This is a genomic window from Denitrobacterium detoxificans, assembly GCF_001643775.1.
GTDB lineage: Bacteria > Actinomycetota > Coriobacteriia > Coriobacteriales > Eggerthellaceae > Denitrobacterium > Denitrobacterium detoxificans.
Genome location: NZ_CP011402.1, coordinates 628,475 through 653,542 on the forward strand (window position 1 = coordinate 628,475; position 25,068 = coordinate 653,542).

Sequence of the window (25,068 nt, forward strand, 5' to 3'; positions counted from 1 at the left end):
AGCGATGCATTGCCTCTAGCGCGGGCCTCGTCTTTAGCTCATACCCCAAACGAAAGGACCCCCGATGCTATCGCGTCGGGGGTCCTTCTGCGTTAGTGATTATCGTTGCGCTACGGCAGGATGAAGCTCAGAATGCCGGACTGCAGGAACACCAGGCAGCAGAGCACTACCAGGAAGCCCACGCTCCAGGGCAGAACGCTCTTCATGATGTCGGCTTCGCGCTCGTCGGTGGCAACGGCGGCGATGGCCAGCGACTGCGGGCTGATCATCTTGCCCACGACGCCACCCATGGTGTTGGCAGCCAGGAACAGGTCGGGCGTAACGTTCGCCAGGGCCGGGTTCGCCTGGGCTGCAGAGTACTGCAGGCTCGAGAACAGGGCGTTTGCGCTCGTGTCGCTGCCCGTAACGGCGGTGCCAACCCAGCCGAGCAGGGGAGAGATGAACGCGAACGCGGGGCCTGCGCCTGCCAGGAACTCGCCGATGCTGATGGTCTGGCCGCTGAAGTTCATCACGTAGGCCAGGGACAGAACCAGCACGATGGTAAGGGCGGAGAAGCGCATGCGATAGCACGTCTTGCCCAGTTCCTGCACGGCTGCGCCCATCGACATCTGGTAGCGGCCCTTTTCGTTGAAGATCGTGTAGATGAGAGCCGAAATCATGCCAGCAACGAGCAGCATGGTGCCGGGCGTGGAGAGCAGGTTGAGAGTGAACGTGGTGCCCGGGTCCTTGCCGGCAGCGGAAAGGATGGTGCCACCCGAAATGACGGGCCAGGCGATCTTGATGTCGGTGGAGGAGAGCAGCGAGGGAATGCCCAGCTTGCAGATGCCGAATACCAGAACGACAACGATGTAGGGAACGAGCGCCATGAAGATGCGGGTGCCGTTCAGCTCGCTAGCGGCTTCTGCCGTTACGGGCGGCAGACCGAAGTCCTTGCGCACTGCTTCGACGCCACGGGGCTTCCAGAAGCGCATGAACGCAACGAGCGCTGCCATGGACACGAGTGCGGCTACGACGTCGGTGAGCTCGTAGGCGAAGTGGTTGGAGCACCACCACTGCGTGATGGCGAAGGAGCCACCCACGACCATGGCGGGAATCCAGCATTCACGTGCGCCGCGCTTGCCGTCGAGGATGATGACGAGCAGCAGCGGTACGGACAGTGCGAACAGGGGAGCCTGATAGCCAACGATGGCGGCAACGTGCTGGGCGGTAGCGCTTGCAACGGAAGCATCGCCACCGGCAACCATGTTGCCAGCCGTGGTGATGGGCGTTGCCACGGCGCCGTACGCAACGGGAGCCGTGTTGGCCAGCATAACGGCCAGGGCGGCACGCTTGGGCTTTACGCCCAGGGCAAGAATCATGGTTGCCGTAATGGCGATGGGGGCGCCGAAGCCAGCCAGGGCTTCCAGCAGACCGCCAAAGCTGAAGGCGATGAGCATGGCCTGGATGCGGATGTCGCCGCCGCCAACCTTGTCGAAGAACCTGCGCAGGTCCTCGCTGCGGCCCGAGCGGACCGTAACCTCGTAGAACCAAACGGCAAGAAGAATGATGTATACGATGGGGAATGCGCCGAACGCAGCACCCTGCGTGGCGGAAATAAGGGCGTAGCCAATGGGCATCTGGAATGCCACGACGGCAACGATGAGGGCCGCGACCAACGCCACAGCGGCCGAGATGTGAGCCTTTGCCTTTACCCCAATGAGCATGACGAAGAACGTAAGCAGGGGCACGCAGGCTACAAGAGCGGAAAGGCCCAGATTGCCTGCAACCGGATCGGTTAACGCTTGAAACATAAACAAACTTTCTCGAAAACTGCACTACCACGCGCAGCAGAGGGGGCGTTGCGCGTGGGGGTAATACTATCGTTAGCCCTTTTTTGCAACCCACTCTTTGCGGTCAGCGGTGGAAATCGTCCGATGTGCGTTACCACACATTTTCAGTTTTGTGTAAAGAATCTGGAGAGTGGAGGAATTATGTCGCTATTCGGAGAGTAAGGAAGTCGCATTACCTGCATAGGAAATAGGTGCCTGTGGGCTTATGAAAAGCATGGATTACGCCCTCTGCGACCCATTCAATTTGCTCGCATATCATGCTCTATCAGAAGTGGAAATAATATCTATCTGGGTAATCAATAGTAGCACCCTTCGTGCTATCCCCTTTTGGGGACGCGCGTGAGAAAAATAATACCGTTGATGCGATTCCCCCTTTCGTTACCTTGCCGTATAAATCCCTTCGACACTTTTGGGCGCACTATGCCGTGGTGCGCTTTGAGTGGAAAGAGAAGGTAAGACGAGAAGAAGCAAAGGAAGGGAAAGCATGGATCTAACGAGACGTAGCTTTTTCAAGGCCTCTGCGCTGGCGCTAGCCGGCTCTATGGCCTATGAGCTCTCGTCAGCTTCCGAAGCATTCGCCATGGATGCCGACGATAGCTGGAAACTCGTGAACACCGAGGAATACACCAACATCTGCTGCTATTGCTCTGGCGGCTGCGGTGTCATCTGCTCGGTTCGCGACGGCGAGCTCATCAACATCGAGGGTGACCCCGATCATGTCATCAACGAAGGTGGCCTGTGCCCGAAGGGTGCGACCATGTTCCAGCTCATCAAGGTCGTTGACGACAAGACCGGCGAGATCATCCCGAACCCCAATCGCGTGTACAACCCCATGGTGCGCCGCCCGTACTCCACGGAGTGGGAAGAAATCACCTGGGAAGAGGCAATCGACGAGATCTGCCGCCACGTGAAGGATACGCGTGACCAGTACTTCATCGAGAAGGATGAAGACGGCAAGACGGTCAACCGTCTGGAGGCCATTGGCCACCTGGGCGGCTCTCAGCAGAATTCCGAGGAAGAATACCTCATCCTGAAGTTCATGCGTTCGCTTGGCCTGGTGGCGGTTGATAACCAGGCTCGAGTTTGACACAGCTCTACGGTTGCCGGTCTGGCACCTTCATTCGGTCGTGGCTCCATGACGAGCCACTGGGAAGACTTTGCTAACGCTGATGTCATCCTCACCTGCGGTTCCAACAACGCAGAGAACCATCCCGTTTCCATGAAATGGGTCAATCGCGCCCTCGATGCTGGCGCGAAGTGGATCGTCGTCGACCCGCGCTACACGCGTTCGGCCGCCCTTTCCGACTTGTACTGCCCCATCCGCTCCGGTACGGACATCGCCTTCTACGGCGGCATGATCAACTACATCCTGGAGCATGACAAGTGGCAGCACGAGTACTGCCTCAACTACACCAATATCTCTTACCTGATCAATCCTGACTTTAGCTTCGATCCCACCACGGGCGAGTTCACGGGCTGGGATGAGTCCTCGAAATCCTACGTCACCACCACGTGGGGCTATCAGACGGATTCCGAGACCGAATGGGACACCTCCGAGACCGGCACCTACAGCTGGGTTTCGAAGGACGGCGTGCCCCACTTCGACACTCCCACGCTGAAGACCCCCAAGAAGGACCCCACGCTGCAGGATCCCAACTGCGTGTACCAGGTGATGAAGGAGCATTACTCCCGCTACACCATCGACACCGTTGCCAGCATCTGCGGCATGGACGCCGAGACGCTCGAGCAGGTTTACGAGCTGTACACCAGCACGGGCGAAGCCGGCAAGGCCGGTACCATCCTGTACGCCATTGGCCAGACGCAGCATCACTACGGCGCTAACAACGCTCGCGCGATGTGCATCGTCCAGCTGCTGCTGGGCAACATCGGCGTTCCTGGTGGTGGCCTGAACGCCCTGCGTGGCGAGCCGAACGTACAGGGCTGCACGGACATGTGCATCATGCCCGCCGACCTGCCCGGCTACCTGCATTGGCCCGACGCGGACAGCACGCCCACGCTGGCCGACTGGTGCGCTCACGAGACCTACTCCGACGGCTACTACACCAACAAGCCCAAGTTCATGGTGAGCTTCCTGAAGAGCTGGTTCGGCGAGAACGCCACGTTCGACAACGATTATGGCTATGGCTGGCTGCCCAAGGTCCACAAGCCCGGCAACTGGACGAGCATCCGTACCTTCGAGCACATGGCCGAGGGCACGATGAAGGGCTACTTCGCCCTGGGTCAGAACCCGGCTCACTCCGGTGGCAACACCAAGTCCATCCGTCAGAGCCTGGCGAACCTGGATTGGCTGGTGAACGCCGACATCGTCATGACGGAAACTGGCAGCTTCTGGGATGCGCCCGACATGGACGCCACCAAGATCGGCACGGAATGCTACTTCCTGCCCGTTGCCTCCATCGTGGAGAAGCCCGGTACCATCCTGAACTCCGGCCGTCTGATGCAGTGGCGCCAGAAGGCCATCGAGCCGCAGGGAGATACCAAGACCGACCTGCAGATCATGAACCTGCTGCACAAGAAGATGGTCGAGCTCTACGACAAGGAAGGCGGCGTCTGCCCCGAGCCCATCACGAAGGTCAAGTGGGACTACGAGACCGATGGCGAAGCGGACTTCCGCAAGGTTGCCTGGGAGCTCAACGGCTATAACGTGGCCACCACCGACTTCGACAAGAATCAGCCCGACCTGCTGTCCGGCTTCGCGAAGCTGGCAGCTGACGGTTCCACCGCCTGCGGCATCTGGATCTACAGCGGCTTCTACAACAACAACGATGCTCCGCTCGACCCGGCTCAGCAGCCTGTGGCACGTCGTGGCCAGGACGACCCCGGCAACATTTATCTGCATCCGAAGTGGGCATTCAGCTGGCCCGCAAACCGCCGTATCATCTACAACCGCGCGTCTGCCGACATGAACGGCCAGCCGTGGAACCCCGATAAGGTGGCCGTGAAGTGGGATAGCGCAAGCAACTCCTGGATCACGAACGACGTGCCCGACTTCGGTGCTACCAAGACCGACGCCAGCGGCGCAACGGTTCAGGTCGAGCCGAACAACAAGGCATTCATCATGCGCTGGGAACAGAACGCGTGTCTGTTCAGCAGCGGCATGAAGGACATGCCCCTGCCCGAGTTCTACGAGCCCTATGAGAGCCCCACGGACAACATCCTGAACGGCCGCAACGAGTCCCCGATGATTCAGTTCGCGGAGGACCCGAGCGTCAAGCGCGGCGATCGCAGCGAGTATCCCATCGTTGCCACCACGTACTCCGTCACGGAGCACTGGCAGACCGGTGGCCAGACGCATTGCTGTCCTGCGCTGAACGAAGCTCAGCCGAAGCAGTTCTGCGAGATCAGCGAGGAGCTGGCAGCCGAAAAGGGCATCAAGAACGGCGACATGGTTCGCATCTGGAACAACCGTGGCGACATCAAGATGTACGCGATGGTTACCCGTCGTCTGGTTCCGCTGCAGGTTAACGGTGAGACCGTGCACGAGATCGGCATGATCCACCACTGGGGCTGGGCCAACACCTTCACGGGCAGCGATCTGACCAACGATCTGACGCCCAACGTTGGTGACCCGAACAGCTTCATTCCGGAATACAAGGCGTTCCTCGTGAACATCGAGAAGGCATAAGGAGGGAAACGATAATGAGCGACAAGGCTATTCTGTTTGACTCGTCCAAGTGCACTGGCTGCAAGGGCTGCCAGGTGGCTTGCAAGACGTGGAACAATCTCCCTTCCAGCCTGGAATACAACGCCGGCGAGTTCACCGGTTCGCTGCAGAACCCCATCGACCTGAACGGCACCACGCGCCGCATCGTCACCTACAACGAGGCGGACAATGGCAAGAAGTATGGCGTGAACTGGGCATTTGGTCAGCGTGCTTGCATGCACTGCGACAACCCCAGCTGCGTTTCCGTATGCCCCAGCGGCTGCCTCTCGGTGGACGAGTCCACTGGCTTCGTCACCGTTGACGAGGACAAGTGCATCGGCTGCCAGTACTGCCGCAGCGCCTGCCCGTTCGACGTACCGCGCCACACGGGCGTGAACGTCGTGGGTGGCGGCATCGTGGTGAACAAGTGCACCGGCTGCGTGGACCGCATCAAGCAGGGCCGCCAGCCCGCTTGCGTGACCACCTGCCAGCCTGGCGCGCTGCAGTTCGGCGACCGCGACGAGATGCTCGCAATTGCGCACGAGCGCGTTGAGAAGCTCAAGGCCAAGGGCTTTGCGGATGCCCGCGTGTACGGCGAGACCGAAGTGGGCGGCACGCACCAGATCATGGTGCTGAAGTACCCCATCTCGCAGTACGAGCTGCCCGAGAACCCCGAGCGCAACGGCCTGGTCGACGCCCTTGGCTTCATGAAGCCGCTCACGGGCGTGGGCGCCGCCGCTCTCGTTGCCGGCCTGGGCCTGTCGTTCCTCACGGGCGTTGGCTACAAGCGTCACGAGATGCGCTATGACGAGAAGGCTCACGACGTCATCGACGTCGAGACCGGCGAGGTTATCAAGCACATCGACAAGGAAGCTGGTGAGCGATAATGGCAACCAAACGTTATATCAAGCGCCATTCGCTGCAGACGCGCGTCACCCATGGCATCGTCGTGTTCAGCTGCATCTGGCTCATGATCAGCGGCCTGTTCGTGTTCGTTCCCGCACTTGCCGCGTGGAACCCCGGTCTGGCCCAGGGCATGCGCATCAGCCACCGCGTGGTGGGCTGCATCTTCATCCTGGCTCCCATCGTGAGCGCCATTGCCGCTCCCGGCGGGTTCAAGGAGTTCCTGGCCAAGTACTTCACCAAGTGGACCAAGGAAGACGTCGAGTTCGTCTTGAAGTTCGTGCCCTACATGCTTGGGCCGAAACGCGTCCACATGCCCGACCAGGACGAAGTGAAGAGCGGTCAGCGTATTGCCGATGGTATGCTCATCCTGGGTGGCATCCTCATGGCCATCTCCGGTGTGGTTCTGTGGCTGGGCACGAGCGTGTTCAACGTCGATGCGGGTACGCTGCAGGTCATGCGTTTCATCCACGACCTGTTCTTCCTGCTGCTCGTGATTTTCGTCGTCGCCCACATCTATCTGGGTGCTGGCGTATTCCAGCCCTATCGCGGTACCATTAAGCTGATGTTCGGCAAGGGCGAAGTCGCCGAGTCCGACGCTCTGTACCACTGGGGCTTCTGGGCCCGTAAGGAAATCGAAGACGGCAAGAACGTCGTCGTTCGGGAAGAGAAGTAGTTTATGGATCTGAAGCTTGTTCACGAAGCCGTAGAGGCATATGCCAACGATGCCGAGGCGGCAGACCGGGCACGGCTTGAGTTCTTCGAAGGGCTCTTCGCGATTCAGCAGGAGCAGGCGGACCTCGTAGCTGCGGAATGTGGCTACGAGGCGCCCGCCGCCGAAGACGCCGGCGCCTGGTACTGGGAAGGCGAGGCCGCTCTGGCCCATGCCCCCATCTCCATCGACGCCGCGTCGTTTTCGGGCTTTGCCGCGAAGGTCGCCGCCTACATGGCCGAGCACGCGGGTTTTGCCGAGCAGGCAGCCGCGGCGCTCGCTGCGTACGACTGGGAAGCGTTCTGCCAGAAGGCCGACCTTTCCCTGGCGGGACGTGACCCCATGGCGTTCCTGGAGGACTTCCTGGTGCGCATCGACGAGTTCGACGTTCCCGCCGAACTGCCCGCCAATGTGGCGGCGCTCGTCGTTCGCGCTGCGTTGCGTCCCTATCTGCAGGTTGCCCAGGAAGCCGTCATGGCTGCTCTGGGCGACGAGGTGAACCGTCGTGCGGGCGATGCCCCCGTGGCTTGCCCCGTGTGTGGTACGCCCGCCGGTGCCTCCATCGTTCACGATGGTGGCGCGCAGGGTGCCAGCGGCCGCGAGCAGTTCTGCTCGTCGTGCGGCTGCCAGTGGCCCTACGAGCGCATTCGCTGCGGCGTGTGCGGCCAGAAGAACCAGGGTCACCTGCATTACTTCCACATCGAGGGCGATTCGGCCCATCGTCTGCAGAAGTGCGACGATTGCGGCCAGTACGAGCGCGTGGTGTTCCAAAGCGACATCAAGACCGCTCCCTGCATGGATGTGGAAGACGTGGTCATGGCGCGCCTCGATCATGTGGCGCTCGACCCGCGCTTTCGCGTAGAGAAAGAGGCATAGCGTATGCGCATTCTGCATATCACTGCTCAAAAGCCCGATAGCACGGGCAGTGGCGTGTATCTTGCAGAACTCGTTCGCGGGTTCGCTCGCATGGGGGCGGAGCAGGCCGTTGTGGCCGGCATCGCTCCCGGCGAGCGCCCCTCTTTTCCGCAGGGCGTGCTCTTCCGCCCCGTGGTGTTCCAAACCGAAGAGCTTCCGTTCCCCGTGGTGGGTATGAGCGACGTGATGCCGTACGAGGCCACGCGCTACCGCGACCTCACGCCGCTTATGGTCACCCAGTTCAAGGACGCCTTCAACCGGGCGTTCGATGACGTGCTGGAAACCTTCCAGCCCGATTTGGTCATTTGCCACCACCTGTATTTGGTGTGTGCTGTCATGGCGCATCGCGATTGGTCGTGCCCCATTGCGGCCGTGAGCCACAGCACCGACATTCGCCAGATGCGCCAGATTCCGCTCGAGCGCGACTACATCCGCGCGGGCGTGGCGCGCCTCGATCACGTGCTTGCCCTGCACGACGCCCAGGCCAACGACATCGTCGAGGTCTATGGCATTCCGCGTGAGCGCATCACCGTGGTGGGTACGGGCTACAATGCCCAGGTGTTTTCGCCGGGTGACGCCAGGCGCCGCTCCGACGGCACGCTCCGCATTGCCTACGTGGGGAAGATCTGGAGGAAGAAGGGCGTATCGCAGTTGCTCAACGCCCTCAACTGCCTCGATAGGAACTGGCTTTCGGAATCCGACGAATACGACCATGTGGAGGTCCACTTGGTTGGCGGGTATAGCGACAAGGCGGAATACGACCACATCGTCGCGCAATCGCATTCCTGCTCCGCCGAAGTTGTCTTCGAGGGGAAGGTATCGCAGGACCATCTTGTCTCGCTGTATCGTTCGTCCGACGTGTTCGTGCTTCCCTCGTTTTACGAAGGCTTGCCCCTAGTGGTCATCGAAGCGCTCGCTTGCGGTTGCACGGTTGTGGTAACCGATCTTCCGGGCATTCGTCCGTGGCTCCAGGCCTCGCTGCCCGGTGCGCCCGTGCTGTACGTGAAGCCTCCGCGCATGGTGGATGTCGATACGCCGTACGAGGGCGACCTTCCCGAATTCGAATACGATTTGGCGGCCGCTCTGGCCCAGGCGGCGGCAATGCCGCATGCCGCATTCGACACCACGGCCGTGTCATGGGATGGGCTGTGCGCTCGCATCCGTGACGTGTTCGCGTAAATTGACTTTCCCCTGGTCCGCTCTGCTGCAATGCGCTATTATGTGCGCAGTTTCTGCTCAGCAGTGCTTTTACTTTAGGAGCGGCCATGCAGGCCATAGATGCGTCTCACGATATTAACCAGCAGGAAGACCGTGCGTGCACGAACGTGTTCGCCGATGGTTCCCGCACCTCCACATCCACGCTTCTTCAAACCGAAAACGCCGTACGCGTCTTCGTGAATGGCGAACTTACCATGCGCCTCATGTGTTCGGCTGACCATCTGATCGAGCTCGTTTTGGGTCGCATGCGCACGGAGGATATGATCTCCTCGGTCGACGAGGTGGACCAGATCATGGTGTGCGAACACGCAACGCGCGTGCTTGTGTATCTGAAGGACCGCGAGGCCAACGTCAATCACGAGCACGTGGATACCGTTGCCACGTGCTGCACGTTCAACAGCAATCTGAACAGCATGTTCGTGAAGGACGAAGAGCTTGTTCCGCTCGAGCCCATTCCCTGGACGGTCGACCAGGTGTTTGCTCTTTCGCGCAAGTTCGAAGAGGATACGCCCGCGCATCGCGCCACGTATGGCGCTCATAGCTGCTATTTGGCCCAGGGCGAAGAGATTCTTTATTGCTGTGAAGACCTGGGCCGTCATAACGCATTCGACAAGGTGGTTGGCTGCGCCATGCGCGACGGGGTGGACCTTACGAAGTGCGTGGTGTTCACCAGTGGCCGTGTGCCCACCGACATGGTGGCGAAGGCCATTCGTGCGCATATTCCCATGCTTATTTCGAAAGCCGTTCCCACCGACCTTACGGTTGAGATGGCGTGCGCGTACGACCTTACGCTTATTTGCAGCGCTCATTCCGATTCGTTCCGCGTGTTCAACGACCCGTTGGGCGTTGCCTCTGCCGATCGTTCGTAGCGCGGCGTTTCGCGAACGGGGGATGGAGGCCTGTTCGCGTTGCTAGCATGGGGTTTGCCTTTGGCTTGCGTGAACAAACCTCCGTCCCCTGTTCACGCGCCTAGCGCGTTTCCTCGAGCATGTCCATGAGCTCCTGCTTCGAGCTCACGCCGAGCTTGCGGTAGATGTGCGTGGTGTGCGTCTTCACCGTACCCGTGGTTACGAATAGGGCGTCGGCAATGTAGGGCAAGCTGCGTCCGCGCGCCAGATAGCGGTATACCTCCGCTTCGCGCTTCGTGAGCCCGTTTGCTTCGCAAATGCGCGTCATGCGCTCTTCTAGGGCGTCCTTTGCGTTCGCTTCCTCTTGCGCTGGTTCCGCTGCTGGCACAGCGGGGGTGCTTTCGGGGGCTTCGTGTGCGGTTGACGCGAGCGTTTCCGTTTGGGCGATAAGCATGAAGAACAGCAGGAGCATGCTTGCGCCGCAGATGACGGAGAGCGTGGGAATGTCGCCGGGCAGCATTGCGGGCAGCTGCTTTCCCATGAGGTGTCCGCAGAGCACGACGCCTGAAATGAGGGCCTGGCCCACGGCGAATGCCAGCAGGGGAGAAAGCCCCTCTTCCTGGATGCTCTGGGTGATGACGACGTATACGATTACCTGCAGGAAGAACGCTGCGCCATTCGTGAACATGCCGCCTACGCCAAAGGCGCTTTCCCCGAACACCAGTATTCCCATCAGGCCTACCGCGGTGAACGACAGCGTAAGGCGGTAGAGGCTGGGCACGGATAGGGTGTCGTCGGAATAGGCAAGCGGCACAAGTGACATGGTAGCGATGAGCGCGCAGATGATGGTGGCCATGCTGAAGAGCGTGGTGGCAAGCTCGTACGATGTTCCCATGAGGAACGAGCTCACCAGGTTGCCTACGAATGAGGCAGCTATCAGGATGGCGATCTGGCGCCAGGGCAGAAGGCGGGTCTCCCACGCGCCTGCACTTACTTCGCCCGGCATTTTCCCTGCCTGCGTCGTGGTGGGGAAGACGTCGAACGTTTGGGCGTGACGGGCACCCGCATCGATCCTCCAGAGCAGCCAGGACCCTATGGGCAGCAGCACGATGATGATGTCGTCGATGGGCGAGGGGATAAGGGGCACGACCAGGTATTCCAAGTATGCGAGCAGGAATGATATAACCACCAGCGGCCGCGTTCGCTTCGTTCCCAGGCTGAATCGGGCGCCCCATGCGCAGCTGAGCAGGGTAACGCTTATGCCGTCGATGGCGCCGCAGATGATCATGAGCCCCTGCAGGTTGGCGTTAAGCGCAAACGATACGCCCACGGAGGAGGCGCAGGTGGCAAGGGCCGCTGCCAACAGCACACCCCGGTGCACGCGAATCGTTCGCAGGCGCGAGATAACGAGGAGCGTTATGGCGAAGAGGACGACTACGCCTTGCGACGCGAAGAATCCATTCTCGAGGCCTACGTTCGTAGACGAATCGAATTGCGAGGGAAACATGGCGGGGCTGAGGTAGCAGAGAAAGCCCCACGCCCATAGGAAAGAGGACCCCACGCCTACGCGTAACGTCTCTAGCGCGCCTTCCCACTGGGTTGGCGCATGCGTCTCTTTCGATTGCATGTGCTCGAATCCTCCCGCAATGCGATGGCGCTGCCGTGCGACCGTCGCTTTGTCCTTCGCCCATAGTAACGCATTGGCTTTGTCGGGGTTGGACGAACGCGCTGAATTCACCTGCGAGTTTATGGTTTTCTACCCTTTCGGTAGATGCGTCAAGCCCTCCCCGAGGGGCATGATGCGGGCAGTGGGCACGGGGAGGTGCCCAAAGGACAAGGAGGGAAGAATGAACCAAGAGAACAACAACGAGCAGACGGGCGTGAGCCGTCGCGGATTCCTCACGGGCGCTCTGGCAGCGGCTGGCGTAGCCGCCATGGGCATCACGGGATGCTCCAGCCCGAAGGGTGCCAGCGAGAAAGCCGCCGAGACGACGACCACCGCTGCGTCGGGGACCATGCAGACCACCGACCCCAGCAAGGCCGTTTGGCCCGTTGTAGAAGAGATTGAGGTAGGTGCTGCGGGCGAAGGTCAGATTGCCTTCGTTTCCGAGACCATCACCGACTTCGTTGCCGAGCATGACGTTGACGTCGTGGTGTGCGGCCTGGGCCCCGCAGGCGATGCCGCTGCGCTGGCGTGCGCAGAAGCTGGCCTGAACACGGTTGCCGTGGAAAAGCAGTCCAAGGGCAACTATAATTCCGCCACCATCGGCGGCCTGAACACCAAGGTGCATCAGCATTGGGGCATGACGTACGACACCGATGCCTTCCTGGCCGACGCCATGATCGATAGCGCCTTCCAGGGCGACATGACGTTGTATACGCATTGGATCGAGAAGTGCAGCGAGGCGGTGGACTGGTACATCGGGCATTTCGACAACCAGAATCTCGATGACTACAAGCTCACGTTCGCCGCGGGCGATTTCCCCGATTTCCGCGAGCAGTACGATAAGACCTCGCTGTCTCGTTCGTGGAACACATCCATCAACCTGCCGTATCCTGCTGGTGAGCTTGCGGGCATCCTGGCCGGCATCCTGGAGAAGGCGGGCGTCAAGATTCGCTACAACACTCCTGCGTGCCAGCTTGTTCAGGATTCTTCGGGCAAGGTTACGGGCGTTATCGTGAAGAGTAGCGATGGCTACGAGAAGTACAACTGCGCCAAGGGCGTGGTGCTCGCAACGGGCGGTTACGAGTTCAACAAGCAGATGCTCAAGGAGCGCTGCCGTCCGCGTAGCGTGCCCGGTTCCTGGCTCACCGGTGCGTTTGGCAACACGGGCGATGGCCACCAGATGGGCTTGGCCGTTGGTGCGGCGGAAGATGAGTTCCCGCAGGCCATCATGCTCGACCCCGAGCAGCTTATGCCCTACATGCGCGTGAACAAGCTGGGCAAGCGCTTCACGCCCGAGTACGAGCCTTATGGCCACTTGGCCTTGGCCATCCAGGCGCAGCCCGAGGCATATGACTACTACATCGTGGATAGCGCCCTGGCCACGAAGATCGACAAGATCTGGACGCCCAGCTCTTCTTGCTATGGCCCCAAGGAAGTGTGGGTTGCCGCTGCAACGAGCCCCAACGCCGTGCAGGCTGACACCATTGAGGAGCTGGCGAAGAAGATTGACGTGCCGGCAGATGCTCTCGTTGCCACGGTGAAGCGTTGGAACGAAATGGCCGCTGCGGGCAAGGACGAAGACTTCAACTTCCCGGGCGACATGATGATGACGCTCGACACGCCTCCGTACTACGCCACCAAGGAATTCGCCGACGGCCTGTGCACGGCGGGCGGCCTGCTGGTGGATACCGAGTGCCGCGTGCTTGACCACGACCGCAACCCCATCGAGGGTCTCTTCGCCGCGGGCCTCACGTCGGGTGGCATGTTCTACAACACCTATCCGCATAATCTGAACTGCTTCTCGCATACGCGCAACTGCCTGATGGGCTACACCATCGGCCAGGTGCTCGGCGCCTAGTACTTCGCCTTCCATATGCGGCCCGCCCCCTCCCAGGGTCGCATGCCGGGCCCGCTGCCTCCCGCAGCGGGCCTTTTGCGCGCGCGGGGCGTGGGTGAACGGGGGACGGAGGTTTGTTCACGCGATGAGCAGGGGCTTTGCGTGGGCGAAACCGTGAACTATCCTCCGTCCCCTGTTCACCCGTCCCTTGTTCGCGTTCTGCGCGTGCCGTATCATCGTGCCAAACGCCATTCGGAGGTAGGGGAGCGCATGGGTTCACAGGGAAGCAAGATGCGTCGTCCGAGCGTTCGTCGTGCTGCGCCAGGGGTCGATTCTGGTCGCTCTCTGGCCTTGGGCCTTGCGGTGATTGCGGTCCTGCTGGTGCTTGCCGTTGCCGGCATTGTCGTTACGTGCACCCAGCAGCCCAACGACCAGCCTGCGGACGGGGTTGTCACCGATGTTCGCGATGAAAGCGAGCCGCTTGAAGGCGATGATGACGACGATGCTGCCGACGAGGACATCGTCTCCCAGTACCTCTTCGCACAAGGCCTCGACGCCACGCATGTTGCGGCCATCATGGGCAATATTCGCCAGGAAAGCGGTTTCGAGCCCAATGCATGCGATGGGAAATACTATGGCCTGTTCATGCTAAGCGGCGATCGCTTTGAATTCCTGTACGCGTATGCGCAGGCCAAGGGCACAGCATGGAGTGACACGCGTACGCAGATCGAATTTGCCTACGGCGAGTTGTCGGGCGGCGGGGAGGCGGCCGATTACGCTGCCGCCTTGGATATGTACCTTGCGGGGTATGGCACGGCGCTCGATGCTTTCAAAGCGTACGAGAGCGTAGACGACGCGACCGAGTACTTCGCCCTTGCCTACGAACGCTGCGTAGGGGGCAGCGACTATAGCGCCATCGCCAGCGAGCTGACCAGCGGCAAGTACACATCTCTTCAGCAGCTTTCCAAGCGTCAGTTGTTCGCGGCGAGCTATTACGAGGGCTTTACTCAGAGTGAATAACGCCCAGCGTGGGGCGGGCATACGCTGGGGCGCATAAAGTAAGGCGCCCAGCCGAGGAACGCCGGGCGCCTAGGGGGTTTATTCTGTTGTGCGCGCTGCTAGAGCAAGTGCTGCATCATGGCTGCCTGCACGTTTACGCTGCGCATGCGTGCGAAGGGGCGCATGGGGCCCGTGCCCTGTATACGCGGAATGGGACCCGTCTGGGCCATATCTGGCTGCTTCGCATTCATGCTGCGATACCCACCCTCGCTTGAGAGATATGGGCACAACGGCTCTTGTTTTAGATTTCCCTTACCCGCAAACACTCGTTTGGACGATAGGAACATGGGAGCCCCTCTCCACGCTGCCAACCCCAACTACCGTGCCTATGCCAGCTTGGATTGCTGCTGTTCCTGTTCCATGGCATTGAGTTGATCGATGTAGTCGATCACTTGGGTTCCCAGCGGGGTTACGACGTAGCCGCTTCGTGCGCGGTACTTCTGAATGCACCCAACCGCAACCAATGCCTGCATGAGTGGGTTCAGCTTTCCTTTGCTGACGTGGAAGAGTTCGGCAATCTCTTCCTGGCTCTCGCGGACTCGCTCACCATCCACCGTACCTACCTGTAGTTTGCTCAAGAGCTGAAGCAGGCGATAGGTGTCTGACGTGAGCAAGCCCACGAGGGTGTGTGTTGCGTTTAAGTGCTGCATTTGATTCAGATTATAGTCATTAGTGCAAAAAAGTAAACTCATAAAGTACAGAAAAATAGACCAAAGCGAATAGAAGACGTTGCCGACCCGAGAAAAATAAGGCGGTATATAGGTCATGTGTTAGAGGTTGGCTAGGTTTATCGGCAACGGGAACGTAACAGCGCGTCGGCCAGCCAGGGCGGGGACTGCATCAACTGGATTACGGTATCGTGGGCTTTTGCGACTGCTTGGGCGCGTGGGCATGCGGGCTTCTATAATGGCAAGGCATAGCGATTCGCCCCGTATGCGGGCTTGAAAGGATTACGTGCATGGATGTCTTGCTGATGATTCTGTATTGCGCGATTGTGCTTGGCATTCTCGTCGTGATACATGAGGGCGGCCATTTTCTGGCTGCGCGCGCATTTGGAGTGCGCGTCACCGAGTTCATGGTTGGTCTGCCTGGTCCGCGCGTGGGCTTCATGTTCAAGGGCACGCGCTTTGGCGTGACGGCTGTGCCCCTGGGTGGTTACGCTCGCGTTTGCGGTATGGAAGCGGGCGAAGAAAGCCCGCATTTGGCGGGCACGTTGGCCTTCGTGCGCGAGCGCGGCGTTGTGAAGATGGAAGATGTTGCCCAAGAGCTGGGCATTTCCGACGACGAGGCGTATCACGCGCTCGACGAGCTTTCGGAATGGGGAACCATCGCGGGCCCGCATGGGCGCGACAAGTACAACACGTATCGCACGTTGTCGTCGAAAGCGGCGTGCGATGGCGGCTCGTACAAGGAAGGCGATCCTCGTCCGCCGCTTAGCGACGTGGAAGCGTTCCTGAACGAGGAACGCAGCAAGCAGTATCGTTCCCTGCCGTTTTGGAAGCGCTGCGTCATTCTGCTGGCCGGTCCGGGTGTGAACTTGTTGTTTGCCCTGCTCGTATTCGTGATCGTTTATTCGTTCGTGGGCGTTGACGCCACGAATTCCGCGGGCGAGACCGTGCATATCCAGGTAGATCCACTGCGTGCCATCATGGCGGGGCTCAGCTACATCGGCATGGTCATCATGGCCGTTGGGCAGCTATTCAATCCCGTAACGGCCGCTCAGACGGTTTCCGATTCCACGAGCGTCGTGGGTATCGCGGTGCTCTCGAAGAGCGCGGCCGAAGCCGGCCTTATTTCGTTCTCCATGTTTACGGCAATGATTTCCGTATCGTTGGGAATCATGAACATGCTGCCCATTCCGCCTTTGGACGGCGGTCGCTTCGTGGTGGAAATCTACCAGCGCATTCGACGTCGCAACGTGGGACAAACTGCCATCAATCGGTTGAGCATGGTGGGCATGGCCCTGTTCATGCTGCTGTTCGTGGTCATGCTCAATCAGGACATTCAACGGTTCATTTTCGGGAATTGGGGGTAATCGGTGAAACCTTGTCAGCAAACGCGTCGGGTTATGGTTGGGTCGGTGCCCGTGGGCGGGGGCGCTCCGTGTGCCGTGCAGTCCATGGCGTGCATGCCCGCCGACGACGTGCAGGCCAATCTTAGCCAGATTCAGCGTCTGGCCGATGCGGGCTGCGAAATCGTGCGCGTTGCCATTCCGCGACGCAATTGTCTCGACGCGTTCCAGCGTATCTGCGAGGAGTCCCCGTTGCCCGTGGTGGCCGACGTTCATTTCGATGCGCAGATTGCCATCGAAGCGGCTCGTAGGGGAGCGGCGAAGCTGCGCATCAACCCCGGTAACATCGGTGGCCTTGCCAAGACCGATGCCGTCATCGATGCCGCAGGCGAAGCGGGCATTCCCATTCGCGTGGGCGTGAATGCCGGCTCGCTCGACGATGCCCTTGCCGAGCGTGACGACCTTACGCTGCCCGAAAAGCTCGTGGAGAGCGCCGCGGGGTACGTGGAGTACTTCGAGGGCAGGGGCTTTACCGACTTGGTGGTTTCGGCGAAGGCCAGCGACGTTCCCACTACGGTGGCGGCGTACCGTCTGCTTTCTCGCCGCCTGCCCCAGGTTCCGCTGCATATTGGCGTCACCGAAGCGGGCACGCTTTTCCAGGGTTTGGTGAAATCCGCTTCTGGCCTGGGCATTCTTTTGGAAGAGGGCATTGGCGACACCATGCGCATTTCCCTTACCGACGACCCGGTGCAGGAAATCCATGCCTGCTGGTCGTTGCTCTCGGCGCTGGGCTTGCGTCGTCGCAGCCCCGAATTGGTAAGCTGCCCCACGTGTGGCCGCTGCCAGGTGGACCTCATCGGTTTGGCCAAGGAAGTCGACGAGCGCCTGCGCAATGTGGCGAACCCCATCAAGGTGGCTGTTATGGGCTGCGTGGTGAATGGCCCCGGCGAGGCGGCCGATGCCGATATCGGCGTGGCATGCGGGGCAGGGCAGGGCGTCATCTTCAAGGGCGGAAGCACCTTGCGCAAAGTTCCCGAAGACCAGATCGTCGAGGCGCTCATGGCCGAAATTGCCAAGCTTCCTCAGAAGTAGACGCTTGCCGGGCTCTCACGTTCGCTCATTCGTTGAAAATGCTAGGCGCGCCGTGTGTTTGCGCTAATATAGGCGCGTTGTAGACAGATAGGATTCCAGATGACTCAGATTATGCGCATGAGCGCGCTGTATGCGCCCACGCTTAAAGAAGTTCCCAACGATGCCGACATCGTCAGCCACCAGCTGCTGCTTCGTGCTGGCATGATGCGCAAGAGCGCAACGGGCCTCTATAGCTTCCTGCCGCTGGGCTGGCGCGTCATCAAGAAGATCGAGAACATCGTGCGCCAGGAAATGGACGCCATCGATGCTCAGGAAATCATGATGCCCGAACTGCAGCCTTCCGAGCTGTGGCATGAGAGCGGCCGCTGGGACGACTACGGCCCCGAACTCATGCGCATGGAAGACCGCCACGGCCATGGCCTGTGCCTGGGCCCCACGCACGAGGAGCTCATTACCGACCTGGTGCGCAACGAGCTGAAGTCCTATAAGCAGCTTCCCCTTACGCTGTACCAGATCCAGTCGAAGTTCCGCGACGAGATTCGCCCGCGCTTCGGCCTCATGCGTAGCCGCGAGTTCATCATGAAGGATGCGTACAGCTTCCATGCAAGCCAGGAATCGCTGCAGCAGACGTACGACGACATGAGCGATGCCTACGCCCGCATCTGCGAGCGCCTGGGCCTGGACTTCCGTCCCGTGCAGGCCGACTCGGGCCAGATTGGCGGCAGCGTGACGTGCGAATATCACGCGCTGGCCGACGCTGGCGAAGCCGAGCTTGCCAGCTGCACGTGCGGTTGGGCGGCGAACAGTGAAGTTGCCGCTTGCCTGCCGCATCCCACGGAGTACGCGGAAACCGAACTGAAGAAGATCGAAACGCCGGGCGTGCATACCATTGCCGAACTCGCTGCGTTCCTGAACTGCCCCGAAAGCTCCACCGTGAAGGCCATGGTGGGCAAGGACGCCGAGGGCAACCCCATCGCGCTGTTCGTGCCGGGCGACCATGAGCTGAACGAGCTCAAGGCCGAACGCGTCATCGACGGCTTCGCGCTCATGTCCGACGAGGAGCTCGAGGCAGCTGGTCTGCCCAAGGGTTCCATCGGCTGCGTGGGCCTGCCTGCGGGCGTGCGCATCGTTGCCGATAGCAGCCTGCAGGGCATTGCCCATTGGGTGGTTGGTGCCAACGAAGACGGCTTCCACTATGTGGGTGCCGAGCAGGGTCGCGATTTCACCGTGGACGTATGGGCTGACCTGTGCACGGTGCGCGAGGGCGATACCTGCCCCGAGTGCGGTAAGCCGGTGAGCATGTGCCGCGGCATCGAAGTGGGCCAGGTGTTCCAGCTGGGCACGAAGTACAGCCAGAACATGGGTGCCACCTACCTCGACGAAAACGGCAAGGAACAGCCGTTCATCATGGGCTGCTATGGCGTGGGCGTTTCCCGCTGCATGGCCGCCATCGTGGAACAGCATAGCGACGAGTACGGTATTGCCTGGCCTGCAAGCGTTGCTCCTGCGCACGTATGCGTGCTGCCTTTGGTGGTAGGCGACGACGTGGTGCAGCCGGTGGCCGAGCGCGTGGCGCGCGAGTTGGCCGAGCTGGGCGTGGAAGTGGTTCTGGACGACCGCAAGGAACGCCCTGGCGTGAAGTTCGCCGAAGCCGACCTCATGGGCTGGCCGCTGCAGATCGTGGTGGGCAAGCGTGGCGTAGCCAACCAGGAACTGGAGTTGAAGGTTCGCTCCACGGGCGAGAAGTCCACCATCTCCTTCGACGAGTACGCCGAGGCCCTGGCGTTCGCCAAGCGCGCCAGCAAGCCCATTGCGTCCTTCCTCGAGCAGGCTGCCAATGTAAGGATGGAAGCGGCCGTTACCACGGTTCGCTCCCGTACGAAGTAGATGACGTTTTCCAGCTTGGGCGCTGCCTACGGCGCATATAAGGATTCCCAGGAACACCCCGCCCCCGAGCTTTTGGCCCCGGCGGGCGGGTGGGAGCAGCTTGCCTACGCCATTCGCTTCGGCGCCGATGCCGTGTACTTGGCTACCGACAAGTTCGGGCTGCGCAAGCGTGCAACAAACTTCAGCCTGGAGGATTTGCCGCAGGTCGTGGGGTATGCCCACGACCATGGCGTGCATGTGCACGTTACGGTGAACGCCCAGATGCATCGCGCCGACTTCGATGATCTGCCCCGCTATTTGCAGGCTATTGACGAAGCGGGCGCCGATGCGGTGCTGGTAAGCGATTTGGGCGCGCTGCGCATGGCGCGCCAGTACGCTCCGCACGTGCAGATTCACGTGAGCACTCAGGCAAGCGTCTCGAATGCCCAGTCGGCCCTGGTGTGGCACGAGCTGGGCGCGTCGCGCATCGTGTGCGCTCGCGAGATGAGCCTAGCCGACATCGCCGCCATGCGCGAGGAGCTTCCGCGTGAGCTTGAGCTGGAAGTGTTCGTGCATGGTGCCATGTGCATGGCCATTTCTGGTCGATGCCTCATTAGCGATTACCTTACCGGTCGCAGCGCCACCGATGGCAATTGCACGCAGCCCTGCCGCTGGAAGTATTCCCTGGTGGAGGAAAAGCGCCCGGGTGAGTTCTTCCCCGTGGAGGAAGACGAGCGTGGCAGCTACATGCTGAACGCCAAGGACATGAACATGCTTGCCCATCTGGACGAGCTGCGTCGCATCGGGGTCGATTCGGTGAAGATCGAGGGTCGCAACAAGCGCGCCTTCTATGTTGCCACGGTGGTCAACGCGTATCGTCAGGTGCTCGATGGCGCCGACCCAGCCGCATTCGCGGGCGAGCTGGAAACCGTATCGCACCGCCCCTATGGTACGGGCTTCTACTTTGGCCCCGCGCATCAGACGCCCGAGAGTGATGCGTACATCCGTCCGTACGATTGGGCGTTCGATGTGCTTGAATGCGAGCCCAAGGGTGATGTTTGGCGCGTGGTGGGCCTGTGCCGCAACCGCTTCTGGGAGGGCAGCGAGCTCGAGGTGCTTGCCCCGCACGAGCCGGTGCGCACGTGCCTAGCACTGAACGTGTGCCATATGCCCTATGAAGAGGTTACCATCGACGAGCGTGAACGGCCGCAGTGGCAGCCGACTTCTCCGCAGCCGCTTGAGATGCCCGTGAACTGCGCGAATCGCACCATGGAGCTTTACGCGTTCGATATTCCGTTCCCCGTGGAGCGTCATACCATCTTCCGCATTCAGCGGGCAAGTCGCACCACCAAGTAGCTTCTGCGCAACTACTCGCTCCATTTGCTGCCTGCCTTGCTGCATGTCGCAAATGAATGCACTCAATTGCGGTATCATTTCCCCTATATCCATCTAGGGAGAAAGGGATGCTGTATGGGAAAGCGTGCCGAGGAAGCGTTGGATATTGCCACGATTGACGACCTGAAGACGTACCTTCGTGTGAGTCACGCGGCGTATATGCAGGTTGGGGTGTATACGTACTACCTCACCGATGTCAATTCGCACGCATGGCGCGTGCAAGACACCAACGAGCTGAACGAGAAGGCGCATTACGTCGATTGCTCCGATTTGGTTCCCACGATTGATGAGTTCCTGCACGTTCCCTTTACGGAAGAAGGCGAAAGCATCGAGGATCTGTTTGCCGATGCCACGTTCTTCGCGAGCGAAGGCTCGGTCAAGGATTTCGACTAGCGGCCACCTGCCAGGCCGGGGCGCGCGTGCGCCCCGGCTTTTCTATTTTCGGTTCGCGCGCTGTTCACGGGCAAGATGGCTGCCGAGCATATTGCGGGTAAGAGCGCGTAGTAGCCAGGTAGGGCGAATGCCACTTCGGTAGTGTCCCTCCCACGCTGCCGTATGCGCATGAAAGATGGGCCGGACGGTTTCGACCGCCCGGCCCATCGCATTGTTTGGGGTGGGGAAGAATGCTATTCCGCAGATGCGGGCTGCATGTTCTTCTTGAATTCGTCCCAGGTGGCGACCTTGGTTTTCTTGATGTCCTTCAGCGCGGCGTCCCAGCGCTTGGCATTTTCCGCGGCGGGAAGCGTGGCCTTGAACGCGTGCGTCATGAGCGGCTTTTCAGGTTTGCGCAGGCCTGGGATAACCACGAGCAAGGGGATCATGGGATACTCCTTGCGGCTGCAGTATGCGCAGAGGACGAAGAGGTCTTCGTTGTTGGCGCGTTTCCAGCTTGCATCGCCGAGGAGCTTCGCGAGTTCGTTTTCCTCGATGATCATGTCGTGCGCGGCTTCGCCCTTGTGCTCGCGCGCCCAATCGATGAGTGTGTTTGCAATCAGTTTCTGGCGGTCTGTCAGTGTTTCCATGAAAGCCCCTTTCGATTGATGCTTCCATGATAGCGCAACCATTGCTCAACGACGCGTAGGTTGCTGCGGACGTAGTGCTATAGTTGCCCTCGAAAATCGATTTAGCTAGGAGGCATAATGCTTCAACCCAACGATGAGCTGCACGGCTTTCGCGTCGAGCGTACAGAATCGCTTGCCGAAATCGATGGCGACGCCATTGTCATGCGACATGCGAAAAGCGGCGCTCGGCTGCTGTACTTGAAGAACGAAGACACGAACAAGGCGTTCTCCATAGCGTTTGGCACGTCGCCCGTCGACGACACGGGCGTGTTCCACATTCTGGAGCATTCCGTGCTTTGCGGTTCCGATCGCTTCCCCGTGAAAGAGCCGTTTGTGAACCTGCTGCGCACGAGCATGCAGACGTTCCTGAACGCGCTTACGTTCCCCGACAAGACGATGTACCCCGTGGCTAGCACGAACGAGCAGGACCTGCTCAACCTCATGGACGTGTACCTGGATGCAGTACTGCATCCGGCCATCTATTCCGACAAGGCTATCTTCGAGCAGGAAGGCTGGCATTACGAGCTGGAGCCGCGCGAGGATGGCACCGAGCGCCTGTCGTACAACGGCGTGGTGTTCAACGAGATGAAGGGTGCCCTTTCCGACCCGGAAAGCGTGCTGTATCACGCTGTCAACCGGGCGCTCTTCCCGGGCACGTGCTATGAGTTCGAAAGCGGCGGCACGCCTCGTGCCATCCCCCAGCTTACGTACGATCAGTTCCTGGATACGCATGCGCGTCACTATCGCCTGGATAACTCGTACATCGTGCTGTACGGCAATGTCGACGTCGATCGTATGCTGGGCTTTTTGGACGAGCGCTATCTGAGCTGCTGCGAACCGCGTACGCAAGAGGCGCCCAATCCGCGGGGCCATGCCGATTCGCGAGTTTCTCTCGACAACGTGGTGAAGATGACGACGTCGCCCGATAACGCCTGCGTGGGTCTTGCCTACGTGGTGGGGGAGTCGCATGATTTCGAGCGCGTGCTGGCGTGCGACATCCTGCTGGACGCCCTGATGGGTGGCAACGAATCGCCCATCAAGCGTGCGGTGCTCGACGCTGGCCTGGGCGGCGACGCTACGGGCTATCTGCTGGACGCCCAGGCGCAACCAGGTGCCATGTTCGTCCTGCGCAATGCGAAGCCTCAGGTGGCGCAGAAGTTCATGGAGGTTATCGAGACCGAGGCGAAGCGCCTGGTAGAAGAGGGCATTCCGCGCGATGTGCTGCAGGCTTCTCTTGCCCAGATGGCGTTTTCCCTGCGCGAGCGCGATCGCGGCATGGCCGATGGCGTGGCGCTTGCCATGAGCGCGCTTTCCGGCTGGCTGTACAGCGATGACGATGTAACGACGTACCTGCATTACGAAGAGCCGTTGGCGCATATGCGCGAGGGGCTGAAGGGTCGTTATTTCGAAGACCTGCTGGAAAGCCTGGTGCTGCGCAGCGACCACAAGGCGCTCGTGGATTTGCAGGCTACGTCCGAAGAGGGTGCTGCTGCCGAGGAAGCCAAGGAGCTTGCCGAGCGCGAGCAGGCTATGGGCGAGCAAGACCGAGCACAGGTGCATGCCGACGTCGAAGCGCTGCGTGCTCGTCAGGAGGCTCCCGATTCCCCCGAGGCGCTCTCCACGCTGCCGCAGTTGCACGTGAGCGACATTGGGCCCGCGGTTCCCGATCCGGAAACGGTGCGGTGCGACGACCTACCGCTGCCGTATCTGTATCACGACATTCCCACGCGCGGCATCAACTATCTGTACGCCTATTTCGGCATGAATGGCCTTACCTGGGAAGACATTCCTTACGCTGAGGTCATGGCGCAGCTGCTAGGCGTGCTGGGTACCGATACGCGCTCCGCCGCTCAGGTGGACGTGTGGACGCGCGAGCATTTGGGCGCACTGCGCTTCTTCGCGGAAGTGCACGTGAACAGCAAGGATCCCGAGGACATCACGCCGCGGTTCGTCGTTTCCGCAAGCGCCCTTTCAGAAGAGCTCGATTCCCTTGCATCCATTCCGCGCGAAGTATGGGAGCACACCGACTTCAACGATAAGACGCGCGTGCGCGACGCGCTCGTGCAGAAGCGCATTGACATGGAGCAGGCGTTCATGGGCATGGGCCACACAAAGGCCGCCTCGCGCATTTCCTCGTACCTGTATACGTCGGGCGTGCTCGACGAGCAGCTTCATGGCGTCGACTTCTACCTGTTCCTGAAGGATTTGCTCGAGCATTTCGATGAGCGCTTCGAAGAGTTGGTGGCTCGCCTGAATGACGTGCGTGAGCGCGTGTTCACGCAGGCAAATTGCACGATAAGCTTTACGGGCACGCCGCAGGAGCTTGGGGCGTTTGTCAGCGCCGCGGGAACGCTTGGCCTGCCGGAAGGTTCGCGGGAATCCGTGCTGCAGATCCCCGCGCCCCAGGTGCGCCGCGAGGCGTTTATCACGCCAGGCGATGTGGTGTATGTGGGCAAGGGTGCCAATCTCCGCGATGTCGCCCCGTATGGCGGCGCGTGGTCGGTGCTTTCGAATGCGCTTTCGTTCGACTACCTGTGGAACGAAGTGCGCGTGAAGGGTGGCGCTTATGGCTGCGGGTTCCGCCGCATGCCCATTGGCTATGCCCGATTCCATTCGTTCCGCGACCCGCGAATCGATGAGACGCTCGAGCGCTACGATGCGGCTGCCGATTGGCTTGCCGAATTTGATCCGTCCGACGACGAGATGGAGGGCTACATTGTGAGCACCGTTGCGGCACACGATGCGCCTACGAAGCCGCGCATGGTGGCACGTCGTGGCGACGCGTGCGTGTTTGCCCATCGCGCCCCCGACTTCCGCGAGCAGATGCGCGCGGAAAAGCTTGCCGTTACGCCCGAGGTGCTTCGCGGCTATGCCGACGCGTTGCGCGTGTTGGCGGACTCATCCGCCATCTGCGTTTTTGGCAGTGCCGATATTATCGACAAGGCGAAGACGAAGTTCGATCAGCGCATCGAGCTCATGTAGGGGAGTGGGC

18 protein-coding genes are annotated in these 25,068 nt (G+C 60.5%); 14 read left to right on the forward strand and 4 right to left on the reverse strand.

Annotation, left to right across the window (positions count from 1 at the left end; all coding sequences use genetic code 11):
- Window positions 1–110 precede the first annotated feature (110 nt).
- Window positions 111–1,790, reverse strand: a complete 1,680-nt coding sequence (locus AAY81_RS02515) for an L-lactate permease (RefSeq protein ID WP_066661007.1) — start codon at window positions 1,788–1,790, stop codon at window positions 111–113.
- A gap of 523 nt (window positions 1,791–2,313) precedes the next feature.
- Here AAY81_RS02515 and AAY81_RS02525 point away from each other — a divergent pair.
- From AAY81_RS02525 to fdhD, 6 genes are all read left to right on the forward strand, one after another.
- Entirely contained in the window at window positions 2,314–5,475 is a 3,162-nt protein-coding gene (locus tag AAY81_RS02525) for a molybdopterin-dependent oxidoreductase (RefSeq protein ID WP_143117335.1), read from the forward strand.
- A gap of 14 nt (window positions 5,476–5,489) precedes the next feature.
- Window positions 5,490–6,380 (forward strand): 4Fe-4S dicluster domain-containing protein, encoded by an 891-nt coding sequence (locus AAY81_RS02530; protein WP_066661013.1) that lies wholly within the window; start codon window positions 5,490–5,492, stop codon window positions 6,378–6,380.
- A complete protein-coding gene (locus tag AAY81_RS02535; RefSeq protein WP_066661015.1) occupies window positions 6,380–7,072 on the forward strand; it encodes a formate dehydrogenase subunit gamma in 693 nt (230 codons plus the stop codon). The genes AAY81_RS02530 and AAY81_RS02535 overlap by 1 nt, the downstream gene beginning before the upstream one ends.
- 3 nt (window positions 7,073–7,075) lie before the next feature.
- Window positions 7,076–7,984: a formate dehydrogenase accessory protein FdhE gene (locus tag AAY81_RS02540; protein ID WP_066661017.1), complete on the forward strand. Its 909-nt coding sequence runs from the start codon at window positions 7,076–7,078 to the stop codon at window positions 7,982–7,984.
- 3 nt (window positions 7,985–7,987) lie between these two features.
- Window positions 7,988–9,202, forward strand: a complete 1,215-nt coding sequence (locus AAY81_RS02545) for a glycosyltransferase family 4 protein (protein WP_066661019.1) — start codon at window positions 7,988–7,990, stop codon at window positions 9,200–9,202.
- Between the two features lie 86 nt (window positions 9,203–9,288).
- Window positions 9,289–10,110: a formate dehydrogenase accessory sulfurtransferase FdhD gene (fdhD, locus tag AAY81_RS02550; protein ID WP_066661021.1), complete on the forward strand. Its 822-nt coding sequence runs from the start codon at window positions 9,289–9,291 to the stop codon at window positions 10,108–10,110.
- Window positions 10,111–10,210: 100 nt separating this feature from the next.
- Here fdhD and AAY81_RS02555 read toward each other — a convergent pair whose 3' ends face one another.
- Window positions 10,211–11,716 (reverse strand): helix-turn-helix transcriptional regulator, encoded by a 1,506-nt coding sequence (locus tag AAY81_RS02555; RefSeq protein ID WP_066661023.1) that lies wholly within the window; start codon window positions 11,714–11,716, stop codon window positions 10,211–10,213.
- A gap of 220 nt (window positions 11,717–11,936) precedes the next feature.
- Between AAY81_RS02555 and AAY81_RS02560 the strand changes: the two genes are divergently transcribed.
- Both AAY81_RS02560 and AAY81_RS02565 read left to right on the forward strand, forming a co-directional pair.
- Window positions 11,937–13,613, forward strand: coding sequence for an FAD-dependent oxidoreductase (locus tag AAY81_RS02560; protein WP_066661025.1), 1,677 nt, complete (start codon window positions 11,937–11,939; stop codon window positions 13,611–13,613).
- A gap of 249 nt (window positions 13,614–13,862) precedes the next feature.
- Window positions 13,863–14,612 (forward strand): phage tail tip lysozyme, encoded by a 750-nt coding sequence (locus AAY81_RS02565; RefSeq protein WP_156501480.1) that lies wholly within the window; start codon window positions 13,863–13,865, stop codon window positions 14,610–14,612.
- A gap of 365 nt (window positions 14,613–14,977) precedes the next feature.
- Here AAY81_RS02565 and AAY81_RS02570 read toward each other — a convergent pair whose 3' ends face one another.
- Window positions 14,978–15,418, reverse strand: coding sequence for a hypothetical protein (locus tag AAY81_RS02570; protein ID WP_066661028.1), 441 nt, complete (start codon window positions 15,416–15,418; stop codon window positions 14,978–14,980).
- Window positions 15,419–15,609: 191 nt separating this feature from the next.
- Between AAY81_RS02570 and AAY81_RS02575 the strand changes: the two genes are divergently transcribed.
- The 5 genes from AAY81_RS02575 to AAY81_RS02595 all read left to right on the forward strand — a co-directional run bounded on the left by AAY81_RS02575 (window position 15,610) and on the right by AAY81_RS02595 (window position 21,408).
- Entirely contained in the window at window positions 15,610–16,686 is a 1,077-nt protein-coding gene (locus tag AAY81_RS02575) for a site-2 protease family protein (RefSeq protein ID WP_066661032.1), read from the forward strand.
- Window positions 16,687–16,689: 3 nt separating this feature from the next.
- A complete protein-coding gene (ispG, locus tag AAY81_RS02580; protein WP_074777196.1) occupies window positions 16,690–17,754 on the forward strand; it encodes a flavodoxin-dependent (E)-4-hydroxy-3-methylbut-2-enyl-diphosphate synthase in 1,065 nt (354 codons plus the stop codon).
- Between the two features lie 99 nt (window positions 17,755–17,853).
- Complete coding sequence (locus AAY81_RS02585) at window positions 17,854–19,641, forward strand: proline--tRNA ligase (protein WP_066661035.1); 1,788 nt, start codon at window positions 17,854–17,856, stop codon at window positions 19,639–19,641.
- On the forward strand, window positions 19,642–20,976 hold the full coding sequence (locus AAY81_RS02590; RefSeq protein WP_082867818.1) for a peptidase U32 family protein: 1,335 nt from the start codon (window positions 19,642–19,644) through the stop codon (window positions 20,974–20,976).
- Window positions 20,977–21,090: 114 nt separating this feature from the next.
- On the forward strand, window positions 21,091–21,408 hold the full coding sequence (locus tag AAY81_RS02595) for a CDP-alcohol phosphatidyltransferase (protein WP_066661038.1): 318 nt from the start codon (window positions 21,091–21,093) through the stop codon (window positions 21,406–21,408).
- Between the two features lie 233 nt (window positions 21,409–21,641).
- Here AAY81_RS02595 and AAY81_RS02600 read toward each other — a convergent pair whose 3' ends face one another.
- A complete protein-coding gene (locus AAY81_RS02600) occupies window positions 21,642–22,037 on the reverse strand; it encodes a hypothetical protein (protein WP_066661040.1) in 396 nt (131 codons plus the stop codon).
- A gap of 117 nt (window positions 22,038–22,154) precedes the next feature.
- Between AAY81_RS02600 and AAY81_RS02605 the strand changes: the two genes are divergently transcribed.
- Window positions 22,155–25,058 carry an insulinase family protein gene (locus tag AAY81_RS02605; protein WP_066661042.1) on the forward strand — a complete coding sequence of 968 codons (2,904 nt, stop codon included), beginning with the start codon at window positions 22,155–22,157 and terminating at the stop codon, window positions 25,056–25,058.
- The last annotated feature ends 10 nt before the right edge of the window (window positions 25,059–25,068 follow it).

What these genes read in the sequence shown, in the direction of transcription:
- AAY81_RS02515 (WP_066661007.1), bottom strand. Translation starts at nt 1,790, where the DNA reads ATGTTTCAAGCGTTAACCGATCCGGTTGCAGGCAATCTGGGCCTTTCC.
- AAY81_RS02530 (WP_066661013.1), top strand. Translation starts at nt 5,490, where the DNA reads ATGAGCGACAAGGCTATTCTGTTTGACTCGTCCAAGTGCACTGGCTGC.
- AAY81_RS02535 (WP_066661015.1), top strand. Translation starts at nt 6,380, where the DNA reads ATGGCAACCAAACGTTATATCAAGCGCCATTCGCTGCAGACGCGCGTC.
- AAY81_RS02540 (WP_066661017.1), top strand. Translation starts at nt 7,076, where the DNA reads ATGGATCTGAAGCTTGTTCACGAAGCCGTAGAGGCATATGCCAACGAT.
- AAY81_RS02545 (WP_066661019.1), top strand. Translation starts at nt 7,988, where the DNA reads ATGCGCATTCTGCATATCACTGCTCAAAAGCCCGATAGCACGGGCAGT.
- fdhD (WP_066661021.1), top strand. Translation starts at nt 9,289, where the DNA reads ATGCAGGCCATAGATGCGTCTCACGATATTAACCAGCAGGAAGACCGT.
- AAY81_RS02555 (WP_066661023.1), bottom strand. Translation starts at nt 11,716, where the DNA reads ATGCAATCGAAAGAGACGCATGCGCCAACCCAGTGGGAAGGCGCGCTA.
- AAY81_RS02560 (WP_066661025.1), top strand. Translation starts at nt 11,937, where the DNA reads ATGAACCAAGAGAACAACAACGAGCAGACGGGCGTGAGCCGTCGCGGA.
- AAY81_RS02565 (WP_156501480.1), top strand. Translation starts at nt 13,863, where the DNA reads ATGGGTTCACAGGGAAGCAAGATGCGTCGTCCGAGCGTTCGTCGTGCT.
- AAY81_RS02570 (WP_066661028.1), bottom strand. Translation starts at nt 15,418, where the DNA reads ATGACCTATATACCGCCTTATTTTTCTCGGGTCGGCAACGTCTTCTAT.
- AAY81_RS02575 (WP_066661032.1), top strand. Translation starts at nt 15,610, where the DNA reads ATGGATGTCTTGCTGATGATTCTGTATTGCGCGATTGTGCTTGGCATT.
- AAY81_RS02585 (WP_066661035.1), top strand. Translation starts at nt 17,854, where the DNA reads ATGACTCAGATTATGCGCATGAGCGCGCTGTATGCGCCCACGCTTAAA.
- AAY81_RS02590 (WP_082867818.1), top strand. Translation starts at nt 19,642, where the DNA reads ATGACGTTTTCCAGCTTGGGCGCTGCCTACGGCGCATATAAGGATTCC.
- AAY81_RS02595 (WP_066661038.1), top strand. Translation starts at nt 21,091, where the DNA reads ATGGGAAAGCGTGCCGAGGAAGCGTTGGATATTGCCACGATTGACGAC.
- AAY81_RS02600 (WP_066661040.1), bottom strand. Translation starts at nt 22,037, where the DNA reads ATGGAAACACTGACAGACCGCCAGAAACTGATTGCAAACACACTCATC.
- AAY81_RS02605 (WP_066661042.1), top strand. Translation starts at nt 22,155, where the DNA reads ATGCTTCAACCCAACGATGAGCTGCACGGCTTTCGCGTCGAGCGTACA.